Here is a 12,902-nt window from a genome sequence, read left to right on the forward strand (position 1 = left end):
CAACGGAAGGGAATGAGCCGCCGGTCGATTCCGCGATATCGGCGCGCCACGATGGGAACGGTCGATCGGCGGTGCCGATACCGATGGGACCGCTGGCGTAGACTGTCGCCACCCGGGACGGTCCGGTCGAGATCGACCGGGTGCGGCCGCCGCGGGCAGTGGCGAAAGTGAGGTGGCCGTGCGCGGTCCTGCGATGACGGACGTGGCTCGCCTCGCCGGGGTTTCGCACCAGACGGTCTCCCGGGTCCTCAACGGGCATCCCAACGTGCGTGAACAGACCCGGCTGCGGGTCCAGGCCGCCATCACCGAGCTCGGCTACCGGCCCAACCGCGCGGCCCGCGCGCTGGTGACCGGCCGTTCTCAGGTGATCGGCGTGGTCGCCCAGAACACCACCCTGTACGGCCCGGCGTCGCTGCTGGCCGCGCTGGAGCAGACCGCCGCCGAGGCCGGGTTCGCGGTGAGCGTCGGCAGTGTCCGCGACCTCGACCACCGCTCCATCTCGGCGGCGGTGGAGCGGCACCTGGCGCACCGGGTGGCCGGCATAGTGGTTATCGCGCCGGTCGAGTCCGCCGGGGAGGCGCTCGAACGGCTGCCGAAGGACGTGCCGCTGGTGACGGTCGACGGCGATCCGCGGCGGCCCATCCCGCTGGTCACAGTCGACCAGGTCGCCGGTGCCCGGGCCGCGACCGAGCACCTCCTCGCTGCCGGGCACCGCACCGTCTGGCACGTGTCCGGCCCGTCGGACTGGTTCGACAGCGCCGGCCGGATCGAGGGGTGGCGCGAGGCGCTGCGGCAGGCGGGAGCCGAGGTCCCCCCGCTGGTCCCGGCGGACTGGTCCGCTGCCGCGGGCTACCGGTGCGGGCAGATGCTGGCCCGGATGCCGGAGGTCACCGCGGTCTTCACGGCGAACGACCACCTGGCGCTGGGCGTGCTGCGCGCGCTGCACGAGCACGGCCGCCGCGTACCGGACGACATCAGCGTCGTCGGGTTCGACGACGTGCCCGAGGCGGCGTACTTCATCCCGCCGCTGACCACGGTGCGGCCCGACTTCACGGCGGTGGCCGCGGCGAGCCTGGACCTGCTGCTGGCCCAGATCGAGTCGGAGTCGGCCGGCCCACTGCGCCAGACCATCGCCCCCACCCTGGTCCCACGCCGAAGCGTAGGCCCACCCCCCACCCGCTGACGCCCACCCCGCCGCGCTCCCCACCCCACCCTCACCCCACCCTCCTCGCCGATCTTGCACTTCGGGCCCGCAGGATGTCCGATAGGCGAACTTCGCGGGGGCCGAGAGTGCAAGATCGGCGGGGGCGGGCGGGCGGGCGGGGGCGGGCGGGGGTGGGGGTGGGTCAGAGGAAGCGCCAGCGCTGGTGGGACGCGCCGGTGTCGTCGGCGAGGACCGCCTGCGCGCCCTGAGCGCCCGAGCCGCCGCTGAGGCCCAGGACGCGACCCCCGTTCGCGCACTGGATCCGGAACCAGCCGTTGCCACCGTGACGCAGCCGCCACCTGTGGTCGGCGGTGCCGTTGTCGGCCCACTGCACGATCCGGGCGCCGGCCGCTGCCGAGCCGCCCTCGACGCCCAGCACCTTGCCGCTGTTGCCGTTGCGCAGCCGCAGGTAGCCGCCGGTGTCCACGAGCGCGGTCCAGAGGTGGTCGGCGGTGCCGGTGTCACCCCACTGGATGACGAGCCCGCCGTCGGCGGTGGACATGTCCTGCACGCCGAGCACCAGCCCGCTGCCGAGGTTCTGGATCCGCCGTGCCCCGTTCGGCAGGAACCGCCACTGGTTGTCCAGGCTGCCGTTGTCCGGGTCCTGGACGGCGAACGCGCCCTGCGCGGTGGAGCCGCCGGAGATGCCGAGCAGCTTGCCGGTGTGCACGTTGCGCAGCTTGTGGCTGCCGTCGCCGACGTCGACCACGGTCCAGAGATGGTCGGCGGTGCCGTTGTCCGCCCATTGCAGGATCCGCGCGCCGTCGGCGGTGGACATGTTCTCCACGCCCAGCACCTTGCCGCTGTTGACGTTGCGCAACCGCAGCGCCGACCCGTCGACGACGAGCTGCCAGTTGTGGTCGGCGGTGCCGGTGTCGCCCCACTGCAGGGCGAGGCCGCCGTCGGCGGTGGACATGTTCTGGATGCCGAGCACCAGGCCGCTCGCCGCGTTCGCCAGGCGGAAACTCGCCTCGCCACCACCGCCGCCGCCCGTGCCGACCCGCCAGTAGACCGTGTAGTTGTGGCCGTGGGCGTCGTAGAACGGCCCGAGGTTGACTGTCGCGCCGTCGGCCCGGGCGGTGAACGCGAGGCTGCCCGTGCCGGTGCGGGTGACCGAGGCGGGGTCCAGCGTCGGCAGGGCGCTCAGCGTGGTGTTGCCGTAGTTGCCGGAGAGCACCACCGGCCCGTACGTGACGGCGGCGACCGCGGCGTCGTCGTTCGCGGCCACCGTCGCCACGCGCATCGGCAGCCGGACGGTGACCGTGTCGCCGGAGGTCCAGTCGCGGGTCAGGACGGCGTAGCTGCCGGGCGTGGTGGCGATGCCCGCCGCGACGCCGTTGACGCTGACGCTCGCCCCGCTGGTCCACGCCGGGATCCGGATCCGCATCGTCCACGACCCGCTCACCGAGCCGGTCACTGTGAGCGTCGTGGTGTCGCCGACCGGGTACGAGGTGGCCTGCGTGACGGTGATGCCGCGCTGGCTCCAGGTCAGCACCGAGGGCATGAACAGGTTGACGGTCAGCGTGGTGCCGTTGTGGAAGTAGATGCCGTCCGCGAGCGTGGTGTTGGTCTCCAGCCCGGTGCCCTGGCAGCACCAGAAGGAGTTGTAGTCGGTGCTCCAGGTGCCGCCGCCCCACGCCGGGCCGACGCCGCGCCGCCCGCCCGGGTTGAGCGGGGTGAAGTACGTGACGTGGCCGTGCGCGTCGGCCGGGTTCTGCTGGCCGATCATGTGGTTGAGCAGCGCGCGCTCGTAGAAGTCGGCGTACGCGACCCGGTCCGGGTCGAGCTGCCACAGCTCCCGGGTCAGCTTGAGCATGTTGTACGTGTTGCACGCCTCGCACGTGTCGTTGCGCAGGTAGCCCGCGATCGCGTTCGGAGCGCGGAAGTGCTCCGCCTGGCTGTTGCCGCCGATGGCGTACGTGTGCGCTCCGACGGTGATGGCCCACGCGTTCGCGGCGATGTCCCGGTAGCGGGTGACGCCGGTGGCCTTGTACTCCCGGGCCGCGCCGATCCACTTGGGCACCTGGGTGTTGGCGTGCAGGCCGTTGAGCTGGTCGGAGTTGGCGGCGAGCGGGTTGAACACGGCGGCGTGGTCGAAGCGCTGCGCGACGGTGAGCCACCGCCCGTCGCCGGTCTGCTGGTAGAGGTCAGTCAGCACCGCGTTCATGCCGCCGAACTCGGTGCCCAGCATGGCCTGCATCTGCGCCGAGGTGAGCCGGCCGGTGCGCTGGTCGACCCAGCCGGCCAGCGCGAGCAGCACGTCCCGGGCCTGGGTGCTGCCGATCAGCCGCCACACGTCCAGCAACCCGGCCAGCGTCTTGTGGATGCAGTAGTAGGGGACGTTGCCGTTGCTGAGCGTCCGGGCCTCCAGCGCGGCGAAGTCGGACTCCGGGAAGCCGGACAGGTAGCCGGCGCTGAACCCGGCCGCGCCGTTGTTGGCCTGGCAGCGGGCCAGCTCGGCGACCATGGTGAGCGCCTTGTCCCGGCAGGTCGTGTCGCCGAGCACCGCCCACGCCTGCGCCCAGGCGGTCAGGAAGTGGCCCTGCATGTGGGTGCGGAACGGGAAGTTCGGCGCGTCCCAGCCGCCGTTGGAGGCGGCGCCGCCGGTGGAGAGACGGTGGTTGGCCCGGAAGTTGTAGAGCAGCCGGTTGACGTCCACGAAGCGCAGGTAGGCGACAGTGCGGTTCTGGTTGTCCTGCCAGCGACTCGCGGTCAGCCGGACCTGTCCTGGGTCGAAGGCGTATGCGGAGACGCCGATGTCGGGGCGGGCCGGTGGCAGGGCGGCGTGCGCCGTACCGCCTGCGGTGACGGACCCGGCGGCGGCGCCGGCGGTGGCCGCGACGGCGGTGGCGCCGGTGGCGCGGAGCAGGAATCGGCGGTTCACCAGGGGAGCGGGCATGGACGGCCTCCGTGGCGGGGACGGTGGTGGTGGGGGACGGTTACGCGGTGACCCGGAAGGTGGCGTCCTGCCGGTCGATCGCGGGGGAGCCGGCGCCGAGCGGGTCGATGCGCAGCCGGTAGTCGTAGTGCCGCAGGTAGCGGGTGGGGTAGTTGTGCGAGCGGAACGACGACCAGGTGGCGTCGGCCAGGCCGGCGGTGCGGTGGAAGGTGGCGTCGGCACGGAACGTGGCGGTGCCGTCGTTCGGGTCCAGCCGGACGGCGTAGTCGTAGTGGCGCAGGTAGTTGCCGGGGTAGTTGACCGACTCGAATGAGACGCCGGCGGAGTCGGCCAGGCCGGGGACCATCCGCCACATCTGGTCCTGGTACGGGTCGAACGGGTACGCGTCGACGCGGGCGATCCGGTCGGCGTGCCGGACGTAGCGGTCGGGGAGGTTCGACGACTTGAGCCGGACCCAGTTCGGCGTGCCCCAGCGGTTGACCATCGCGGCGTACTCGGCGTCGGTGATGCCGATCATCGAGCCGTGCTTGGAGTTCAGCGGCGGGGTGTAGTCCCGCTGGTTGAGCGGCGTCCACGAGTTGCCGGAGATGTTCGTCGTGGACCAGGCGTAGTAGTCGTTGTTGACCGGGCTGAACGAGTCGCCCCACAGCCGCCAGCCGCCCTCGTTGGTGCGCAGCAGCAGCGGCGCCTCGATCGCGTTGCCCTGCCGCAGCCCGCCGGTGTACGTGGTGAAGCTGTTCGGCGCGGCGGTGGTGGAGCGGGCGCCGTACAGGTATCCGTCGTTGAGGTTCTTGTAGTAGAGGTACGTGGTGCCGCCGTCGACCACCACGTCGCCGTCGAGCACGCCGAAGGCGGGGCTGAAGTAGACCTGCGGGGCGCTGACGGTGCGGAAGTCGCTGGTGTAGTTGACCAGGAACACGTCGCGGCCGTTGTTGGCGGAGTAGACGATGGCGTACTGGCCGCGGGCGGCGTCCCAGAACGCGGTCGGCGCCCAGGTGTGGGTGTCGAGCGTGTGCATGCGGATGCGCCGGTAGCCGGTGAACGCGGTCAGGTCGGCCGAGTCCCACACGTGCAGGTACTGGCTGGTCAGGCCCCAGTTGGTGCCCTTGAGGTCGGTGGCCAGCACCACGAACGTGCCGTCGGTCCGGCGCAGCACGAACGGGTCGCGCAGGCCGAGCTGCCCGGCGGTCGGGGTGACCACCGGGTTGTTCTGGTTCAGCGGCGTCCAGTTCAGCCCGTCGCGGCTGACGGCCAGGTGCAGGCCGTAGTCGGCGCCGAGGCCGTTCGGCGTCTCGGTGAAGTATGCCATCGCGTAGGCGGTGTTCGCCGCGGCGAGCGCGCCGCGGGGGAGGCTGAGCGCGCCGGAGGCGGCCGCGGCCGCGGACAGGGCGCCGACTGTGAACGCGCGTCGGGTCAGGGGCACGACGGGGGCCTTTCTCTGCGGTGGAGATGACGGCCGCGTTAACGCTAACAACGTCCCCTAGCCTGGCGTTCATATAGCTGGCTGTCAATCGGTTCGCAGCGTTAACGTGACCGTCTCGCGCTCACCTGCGACGCGAACGCCGCAGGGCGGGCCGCTTGTCGTCGCGGCCCGCCCTGCCCGGCTGTCCGGCGCCCGGCCGGCGGCGGATCACCGGTTGCGGTAGTGGCCGACGGCGAGCGTCCCCCCGCTCAGCAACGCCAGCGCGCCGAAGGCGGAGCCGGCCCACGGGTTGCCGACGACGCTCGACAGCACCACGTTCGCGGCGACGCTCACGATGAGCACCAGCCAGAGCAGCGGGCGCATCCGGGTGACGGTGGTCGGGGCTGCGGCGGTCTCGGCGGTACGGTCCAGGTCGTTCACGGCTGCCTCCTCGGTGATTTCTTCTACGACCGACACTAGGCAGGGGAGCGGCGGGTAACGATCCCGTCAGCACGACAGTCGTGGTACAGCAGGCTGTACCTTCCGCGCCCGGGGCTGCCGGGCCGCGGCCACGGTGACCTATCGTGTCGGCCGGGGGTGGGGCAGCGATGGGATACGTGCGCGGACGCGTTCGCGCCTCGGTGGACGCGCTGGAGCATCTCGTCGGCGGGCTGGGCACCGCGGTGCTGGCCCTGGGCGTGCTGCTCGGCGCGGTCGTCGTCGCGGCGGCCTGCGTCGGCGGGGTCGGGCTGCTGCTCGTACCCGGGCTGCTCCAGGCCGTGCGGTCGGTGGCCGACCGCGAGCGCGCCCGGCTGTCCCGGTGGGGGACGCCGATGCCGGAGCCCGGGCCGGTGCCGGCCGGGCTGCGCACGGCGCTGCGCGACCCGGTCGTGCGGCGCGAGCTGAGGTGGGTGGCCGCCCACGGCACCCTGGGATTCGGCGCCGGGCTGATCGCGCTCGCGCTGCCGATCTACGCCGTGCAGGACCTCACGTTCCCGCTCTGGTACCGGCTGCTTCCGCCGGAGGCCGGCGCGCCCGGGATCTGGTGGTGGCGCGTCGACGGGCTCGGCGACGCGCTCGCGGTCGGGCTGCTCGGGCTGGGATGGCTGGTCCTCGCGGTCGCGAGCGGTCCGGCGCTGGCGCGGCTGCAGGCCCGGTCGGGCCGCCGGCTGCTGCCCCCGCCACCCGGGGTGGACCTGTCCATGCGGGTCGCCGAACTCACCGCCACGCGGGCTGCCGCGCTCGACGCCCACGCGGTGGAGCTGCGCCGCATCGAGCGCTCGCTGCACGACGGCACCCAGAACCGGCTGGTCGCGGTGAACGTGCTGCTGGGCGCCGCGCGGCGGGCGGTACGCCGCGACCCGGACCGTGCCGACGAGATCCTGGAACGCGCGCAGAACGCGGCGGAGCAGGCGCTCGGCGAGCTGCGTACGGTGGTGCGCGGCATCCTGCCACCGGTGCTCGGCGACCGGGGCCTGGCCGGGGCGCTGACCGGGCTGGCGGCGGAGTGCGCGGTCCCGTGCCGCCTGTCCGTGGACGTCGACGTGCGCTGCGCGGCGGCGGTCGAGGCGACCGCGTACTTCGTGGTGGCCGAGGCGCTGACCAACGTGGTCCGGCACAGCGGCGCGAGCGCCGTGGACGTCGCCGTGCGCCGGGAGGGGGACCGGCTGCTGGTGACGATCACCGACGACGGGCGCGGCGACGCCGACGAGACGCGCGGCTCAGGGCTGACCGGCATCCGCCGGCGGGTCGAGGCGTACGACGGGCGGATGACGCTCACCAGTCCACCGGGAGGACCGACGAGGATGCACGTGGAGCTGCCATGCGGATCGTGATCGCCGAGGACGACGCGCTGCTGCGCGAAGGGCTGGCGCTGCTGCTGCGCGCCGAGGACCTGGACGTCGTCGCCACCGCCGGCACGCCGGAGGAGTTCCTGACCGCCGTGGACGACCACCGGCCGGACGTGGCGATCGTCGACGTGCGGATGCCGCCCACCCACACCGACGAGGGCATCGTCGCCGCGGTCGAGGCCCGCCGCCGCCGGCCGGGTCTCGCGGTGCTGGTCCTGTCGGCGTACGTCGAGCAGGCGTTCGCCACCGAGCTGTTCTCGGTCGGCGCGTCCGGGCTCGGCTATCTGCTCAAGGAACGGGTCGGACGGGTCGAGGAGTTCCTCGCCGCGCTGCACCGCGTCGCGGGCGGCGGCAGCGTCATCGACCCGGAGGTGGTCGGGCAGCTGCTGGCCCGCAACCGGCGGCCGGACACCGCGCTGGCCGAGCTGTCGCCGCGCGAGCACGAGGTGCTGGCGCTGATGGCCGAAGGGCTCGGCAACGGCGCGATCGCCGAGCGGTTGTTCGTCACCGACGGCGCGGTGCACAAGCACATCCGCAGCATCTTCGCGAAGCTGGGCCTGCCGCCGGACGACAGCGCCGACCGCCGGGTCACCGCCGTGCTGCGCTACCTCGACGGCCGGCGGTAGACCTCGCACGCACGCGCGCCGCCTCACCGATGAGGCGGCGCGCGTGCGGGGTGGCCCGGGTCAGCGGCGGGTGCCGCACAGGGCCGCGTCGACGGTGCTGGTGACCGCCTCCAGCATCTCCAGGCTGGTCGGCAGCCCGGTCACCGCGACCACCGCGCTGCGCCCGTCGGTGGTGGACAGGTTGCGGGTCTGGAAGCCCTGGATGTCGCCGCCGTGGCCCCAGGCGTGACCGCCGCAGGGCAGCTCGTGCCGGGCGACGCCCAGGCCGTACTCCCACACGCCGGTGGGCTCGAAGTCGGGCGCCGGCACGGTACGCGTCAGGGCCGCCTGCTGGGCGGGCTTGAGCAGCTTGCCCGCCAGCAGCGCCTCGAAGAACGTCCGCAGGTCCGACGGCGTCGAGACGAGCTGACCGGCGGCCCAGCCCAGCGACGGGTCCATCCGGGTCACGTCGATCCACGGCGCGCCGGGCTCCACCGCCACGTATCCGCGCGGCAGCCGGCCCGGCAGGTCCTGCTCGCCGGTCTGCGGCCAGTACGTGTCGCGCAGCCGCAACGGCTCGATGATCCGCCGGGTGATCTCCTCACCGACCGGGCGCTTCGTGACCCGCTCGACGATCAGCCCGGCCAGGACGAAGTTGGTGTTGCTGTACTCCCACTTCTGACCCGGCGGGAAGCGCCGGGACTGGGTGAGCGCCTCGTCCACCAGCCGGCGCGGGTCGAAGTAGTCGCTGCGGCGGTCCACCAGATCCTGCGGCTTGCCGAACACGACCTCGTCGTAGTCGGGCAGGCCGCTGGTCTGCTGCAACAGCTGGCGTACGGTGATCCGCCGCCCGTCGTTGCCGTTGGCGCGCACCATTCCCGGCAGGTAGCGCTCGACGGGCCCGTCCAGGTCGACCCGCCCCTCGCCGACGAGCTGGAGGACGACCACGGCGGTGAACGTCTTGGTGTTGCTGCCCACGCGCACCCGGGCGTCGCGGGGGATCCCGGCGCCGGTGCGCAGGTCGCCGACCCCGGCGGTGTAGTCGCGCACCCGGCCGTCGCGGCGCACGGAGGCCAGCGCCCCCGGGAAGCCGTGCTCGGCGACGAGGCCGTCCAGTCGCTTCTGGACGGCGTCGGCGGCGGGACGCCGGTTGTCGGTGGTCGCGGCGGACGCGGCGGGCACGCCGAGCGCGGCGACGGTCAGCAGGGCCGTGGCGCCGACTGCGACCGGGAAGGTACGGCGGGTCATGGGAACTCCTCGACGGGGGGAACGGGTACGGCCTCAAGCCTCGAAGATCCGGGCCGCCCGCTCCATCCCGCCTGCTGCCGGATCACGGGTAGCGCAGGCACTACTTGATGACGCCGTGGCCGCCCGTTAGGCTCCGCGCAGCGTCGCGTGCCGGTGGCAGACCGTGTCAGGCATGGAGGCGCCGGACCGGAGGGAGCACGACGATGACACTCGTCGTCCCTTCGCCCTCTCCCCATGGCTGAGGGCGAACAGACCAGGCTGGTGGCCTGGAGCCGAGAGATGCGCGCCGTCCACGAGCGGCTGCGCGAGGCGTTGGAGGTGACCCGGCAGGCGCTCGCCGCCGGTGAGCCGGCGCGGCCCGCGACGCGGGACCTGCTGCTGTTCTGCCACGGGTTCTGCGCTGCGCTGACCGCGCATCACGAGGGTGAGGACCACAGTCTCTTCCCGGCGATCGCGGCGCGGCACCCCGAGCTGCGCGAGACGCTGGACCGGCTGCGGCAGGACCACTCGATGATCGGGTACCTGCTGGCCGGGCTGAGTGCGGCGGTGGCCCACGACGCCCCACCGGGGGAGCTGGCCCGGCACCTGGAGGGCGTGTCGGCGATCATGGAGTCGCACTTCCGGTACGAGGAGCGGCAGCTTCTGACGGTGCTGGAGACGCTGGCGCTGGGCGCCGACCCGGCCGACGTCTTCGGACCGCTGTGACCCCGGGTCGCGGCCCGGCGGGATGCGCACCGCCGGGCCGCGACCGGGCGCTCAGTTCAGGCCGCAGGTGGCCAGCGCGTCCAGGTTCGGGCGCTGCGCGCCGACCCGGTTGAACGCGATCTCGATGCGGTCGAGCGCCGCGACGCGCTTGCTGCGCAGCGGCCCGAGGATCGCGTTGTCGATGAAGGCCGGTCCGCCCTCCGGGCGTACCGCGAGCTGGGCGAGGCGGGCGTTGGCCTCGGCGATCTGCTTGTCCAGCGTGGCCAGTTCGGTCTGCACCTGACCGGCGGCCGCCGCCGGGACGGCGGGCAGCGCGACGCGCGGGCAGTCGACCGTCCGGGCCTGACCGCCCGCGTTGCCGTTCTGGCCGCCGGCGTTGCCGTTCTGGCCCCCGGCGTTCTGGCCGGCGCCGCCGTTGACGGCGCTCGGCACGCCCGGGGCGTTGAGCGAGCAGGCCGCCAGCGCGTCCAGGTTCGGCCGCTGCGCGCCGATCCGGTTGAACGCGATCTCGATGCGGTCGAGCACGGCGACGCGCTTGCTGCGCAGGGGGCCGAGGATGGCGTTGTCGATGAACGCCGGTCCGCCCTCAGGGCGTGCCGCCTGCCGGGCCAGGCGCTCGTTCTGCCGGGCGATCTCCTGGTCCAGGTTGGCCAGTTCCCGCTCCACCTGGGCCGACGCCGCCGCCGGGACGGCGGGCAGCTTGTCGCGTACCGTCGGGCAGTTCACGGTCTGCGCGGCGGCAGTGGTGGCCGGGCGGTTGTTCTCGCCCGCCGACGCCAGTTGCAGCCCACCGGCGAACAACAGCGCCGCGAGGGCGCCCACCCCGCCAAGTTTCAGGACCGCGGTCTTGCGCGTACCCCTGGCCATGCACCTCTCCTCTGGTTGACCGGGAGGGCCGGTGCGGCAACTGCCGCGCCGCCTCCGCGGTGCGAAGTGACGACTGGAGGAATCGTGCTCGTGCCCGCTCCGGCATCGCGGTTCCGGCCGATGTTCCCGTCGGCAGTGGATACGGACGGCGGTCCGAGATCGTTCAGTGCGCCACCGATGTTTGACCGCATCGACGTCCGTCGTTAGGCTGCGCTGAAAGCGCTTACTGAGCGGGAGACGTGAGCGTTCGTCCGTGGTGACACGGATGTCCGGGCGAAAGGCCCGCCCCTGACACCGACCGGGCATCGGTGCCGGTTCCGGCGCGGGCACTGCACCACCACCCGGAGGAGAGCACCATGATCAACCGACACCGCCGTACGGTGTTGTGGACCTCGGCCGCGGCGACGGCGGCCCTCGCCGCGTCCGGCCTGGCCGTCGGCGCGACCGCCGCGCAGGCCGCCGCCGGCTGCCGCGTCGACTACGCCGTCACGGCGCAGTGGGGCGGCGGCTTCACCGCCAACGTCAACCTGACCAACCTCGGCGACCCGCTCACCGGCTGGGCCGTCACCTGGACCTTCGCCGCCGGGCAGACCGTCGCCCAGGCCTGGGGCGCCGAGATCACCGCCAGCGGCGCGTCGGTGCGCGCCGCCAACGTCAGCTACAACGGCAGCCTCGGCACCAACGCGACCACCTCGTTCGGCTTCAACGGCACCTGGAACAACAGCAGCAACCCGGTCCCGTCCGCGTTCGCGGTCAACGGCGTCGCCTGCACCGGCGGCGTCACCCCCACCACCGGCACGCCGCCGACCAGCGCGCCGCCGCCGAGCACGCCGCCGCCCAGCACCCCGCCCCCGAGCACCCCGCCGCCCAGCACGCCGCCGCCGACCGGCGGGGCGATCTACGCCGCGCCGAACGGGACCGCCGGGGCGGCGGGCACCCAGGCCAGCCCCACCACGATCGCCGCGGCGATCACCCGCGTCGGCGCGGGCGGCACGATCTACCTGCGCGGCGGCACCTACAACCTGTCCCAGACGGTCACCGTCGCGGCCGGCAACGACGGCACCGCGAGCGCCCGCAAGAACCTGTACGCCTACCCGGGCGAGACGCCGATCCTGAACTTCTCGGCGATGAGCGAGGACCCGGCCAACCGGGGACTGGCGCTCAACGCCTCGTACTGGCACGTGCGCGGGCTCGTGGTCGAGCGCGCCGGTGACAACGGCATCTTCGTCGGCGGCAGCAACAACGTCATCGAGCGGACGGTGACCCGCTTCAACCGCGACACCGGGCTGCAACTGTCCCGGATCGCCTCCAGCACGCCCCGCGACCAGTGGCCCGCCAACAACCTCATGGTCAGTGTGGAGTCGCACGACAACGCCGACTCCGACGGCGAGGACGCCGACGGTTTCGCCGCCAAGCTCACAGTGGGCAGTGGCAACGTCTTCCGGTACGCGGTGTCGCACCACAACATCGACGACGGGTGGGACCTCTACACCAAGACCGACACCGGCGCGATCGGGCCGGTGACCATCGAGGACTCCCTCGCGTTCAGCAACGGCACGCTCAGCAACGGCACCCAGAACGGCAACGGCGACCGCAACGGCTTCAAGCTCGGCGGTGAGGACATCGCCGTCAACCACACCGTGCGGCGCACCATCGCGTACCGCAACGGCAAGCACGGCTTCACGTACAACCGGAACCCGGGCACCATGACGATCTCGAACAACCTGAGCATCGACAACACCGAACGGAACTTCTCGTTCGACGCCGGCACCTCGGTCTACCGGAACAACACCTCCTGCCGCTTCGCCGGCAGCGGATCGAACGACAAGACCGTCGGCAACGCGGACAGCTCGAACCAGTTCTGGTCCGGCTCCAACGGCTCCCGGTGCGCCACGTACTCCGGCGCTCTGGCCTGGTCCTTCGCCTCCGACGGCCGCCTCACGGTGACCCTCGGCGGCCGCGCCGTCTCCCTCTGACCGCCCGCGCCCCACTGCGTTGATCATGAGGTTGGCGGCCGGATCGGAGATCGACAACGCCGTCAACCTCATGATCACCAGGGCAAGGGCGGAGTGCGGGGGAGGGGGATTGGACCGAAGGACCGGCTTGACAGGATGATCGAGTC

The 12,902-nt window shown here is 72.8% G+C and carries 10 protein-coding genes; 5 read left to right on the forward strand and 5 right to left on the reverse strand.

Going from position 1 to position 12,902, the window contains the following annotated elements; translation table 11 throughout:
- The first annotated feature begins 193 nt into the window (after positions 1-193).
- Entirely contained in the window at positions 194-1,183 is a 990-nt protein-coding gene (locus ACSDG8_RS29405) for a LacI family DNA-binding transcriptional regulator (RefSeq protein WP_210892346.1), read from the forward strand.
- Between the two features lie 163 nt (positions 1,184-1,346).
- Here the strand turns inward: ACSDG8_RS29405 and ACSDG8_RS29410 are convergent, their stop codons facing one another.
- The 3 genes from ACSDG8_RS29410 to ACSDG8_RS29420 form a co-directional block, all read right to left on the reverse strand.
- Positions 1,347-4,103 (reverse strand): beta-L-arabinofuranosidase domain-containing protein, encoded by a 2,757-nt coding sequence (locus ACSDG8_RS29410; RefSeq protein WP_210895318.1) that lies wholly within the window; start codon positions 4,101-4,103, stop codon positions 1,347-1,349.
- Positions 4,104-4,143: 40 nt separating this feature from the next.
- Entirely contained in the window at positions 4,144-5,526 is a 1,383-nt protein-coding gene (locus ACSDG8_RS29415) for a glycoside hydrolase family 43 protein (RefSeq protein ID WP_210895317.1), read from the reverse strand.
- A gap of 207 nt (positions 5,527-5,733) precedes the next feature.
- Positions 5,734-5,946 (reverse strand): hypothetical protein, encoded by a 213-nt coding sequence (locus tag ACSDG8_RS29420; RefSeq protein ID WP_210895316.1) that lies wholly within the window; start codon positions 5,944-5,946, stop codon positions 5,734-5,736.
- Positions 5,947-6,113: 167 nt separating this feature from the next.
- On the opposite strand from ACSDG8_RS29420, the gene ACSDG8_RS29425 reads away from it, so the two are divergent.
- Entirely contained in the window at positions 6,114-7,340 is a 1,227-nt protein-coding gene (locus ACSDG8_RS29425; RefSeq protein ID WP_210895315.1) for a sensor histidine kinase, read from the forward strand.
- Positions 7,328-7,981 (forward strand): response regulator transcription factor, encoded by a 654-nt coding sequence (locus tag ACSDG8_RS29430; protein ID WP_210895314.1) that lies wholly within the window; start codon positions 7,328-7,330, stop codon positions 7,979-7,981. Before ACSDG8_RS29425 ends, ACSDG8_RS29430 begins: the two co-directional genes overlap by 13 nt.
- 60 nt (positions 7,982-8,041) lie before the next feature.
- Here the strand turns inward: ACSDG8_RS29430 and ACSDG8_RS29435 are convergent, their stop codons facing one another.
- Positions 8,042-9,208, reverse strand: coding sequence for a serine hydrolase domain-containing protein (locus ACSDG8_RS29435; protein ID WP_210895313.1), 1,167 nt, complete (start codon positions 9,206-9,208; stop codon positions 8,042-8,044).
- 234 nt (positions 9,209-9,442) lie between these two features.
- Between ACSDG8_RS29435 and ACSDG8_RS29440 the strand changes: the two genes are divergently transcribed.
- The gene (locus tag ACSDG8_RS29440) at positions 9,443-9,913 is read left to right on the forward strand and encodes a hemerythrin domain-containing protein (protein ID WP_210895312.1); all 471 of its coding nucleotides are present in this window, start codon (positions 9,443-9,445) and stop codon (positions 9,911-9,913) included.
- A 51-nt stretch (positions 9,914-9,964) separates the two neighbouring features.
- Here ACSDG8_RS29440 and ACSDG8_RS29445 read toward each other — a convergent pair whose 3' ends face one another.
- Positions 9,965-10,780: a hypothetical protein gene (locus ACSDG8_RS29445; protein WP_210895311.1), complete on the reverse strand. Its 816-nt coding sequence runs from the start codon at positions 10,778-10,780 to the stop codon at positions 9,965-9,967.
- Between the two features lie 356 nt (positions 10,781-11,136).
- On the opposite strand from ACSDG8_RS29445, the gene ACSDG8_RS29450 reads away from it, so the two are divergent.
- Positions 11,137-12,756: a cellulose-binding domain-containing protein gene (locus ACSDG8_RS29450; protein ID WP_210895310.1), complete on the forward strand. Its 1,620-nt coding sequence runs from the start codon at positions 11,137-11,139 to the stop codon at positions 12,754-12,756.
- Positions 12,757-12,902: the final 146 nt, after the last annotated feature.

The sequence above is a fragment of the Micromonospora sp. LA-10 genome, assembly GCF_051853095.1.
Classification (GTDB): domain Bacteria; phylum Actinomycetota; class Actinomycetes; order Mycobacteriales; family Micromonosporaceae; genus Micromonospora; species Micromonospora echinospora_A.

What these genes read in the sequence shown, in the direction of transcription:
- ACSDG8_RS29430 (WP_210895314.1), top strand. Translation starts at nt 7,328, where the DNA reads ATGCGGATCGTGATCGCCGAGGACGACGCGCTGCTGCGCGAAGGGCTG.
- ACSDG8_RS29405 (WP_210892346.1), top strand. Translation starts at nt 194, where the DNA reads ATGACGGACGTGGCTCGCCTCGCCGGGGTTTCGCACCAGACGGTCTCC.
- ACSDG8_RS29445 (WP_210895311.1), bottom strand. Translation starts at nt 10,780, where the DNA reads ATGGCCAGGGGTACGCGCAAGACCGCGGTCCTGAAACTTGGCGGGGTG.
- ACSDG8_RS29435 (WP_210895313.1), bottom strand. Translation starts at nt 9,208, where the DNA reads ATGACCCGCCGTACCTTCCCGGTCGCAGTCGGCGCCACGGCCCTGCTG.
- ACSDG8_RS29425 (WP_210895315.1), top strand. Translation starts at nt 6,114, where the DNA reads ATGGGATACGTGCGCGGACGCGTTCGCGCCTCGGTGGACGCGCTGGAG.
- ACSDG8_RS29450 (WP_210895310.1), top strand. Translation starts at nt 11,137, where the DNA reads ATGATCAACCGACACCGCCGTACGGTGTTGTGGACCTCGGCCGCGGCG.
- ACSDG8_RS29440 (WP_210895312.1), top strand. Translation starts at nt 9,443, where the DNA reads ATGGCTGAGGGCGAACAGACCAGGCTGGTGGCCTGGAGCCGAGAGATG.
- ACSDG8_RS29410 (WP_210895318.1), bottom strand. Translation starts at nt 4,103, where the DNA reads ATGCCCGCTCCCCTGGTGAACCGCCGATTCCTGCTCCGCGCCACCGGC.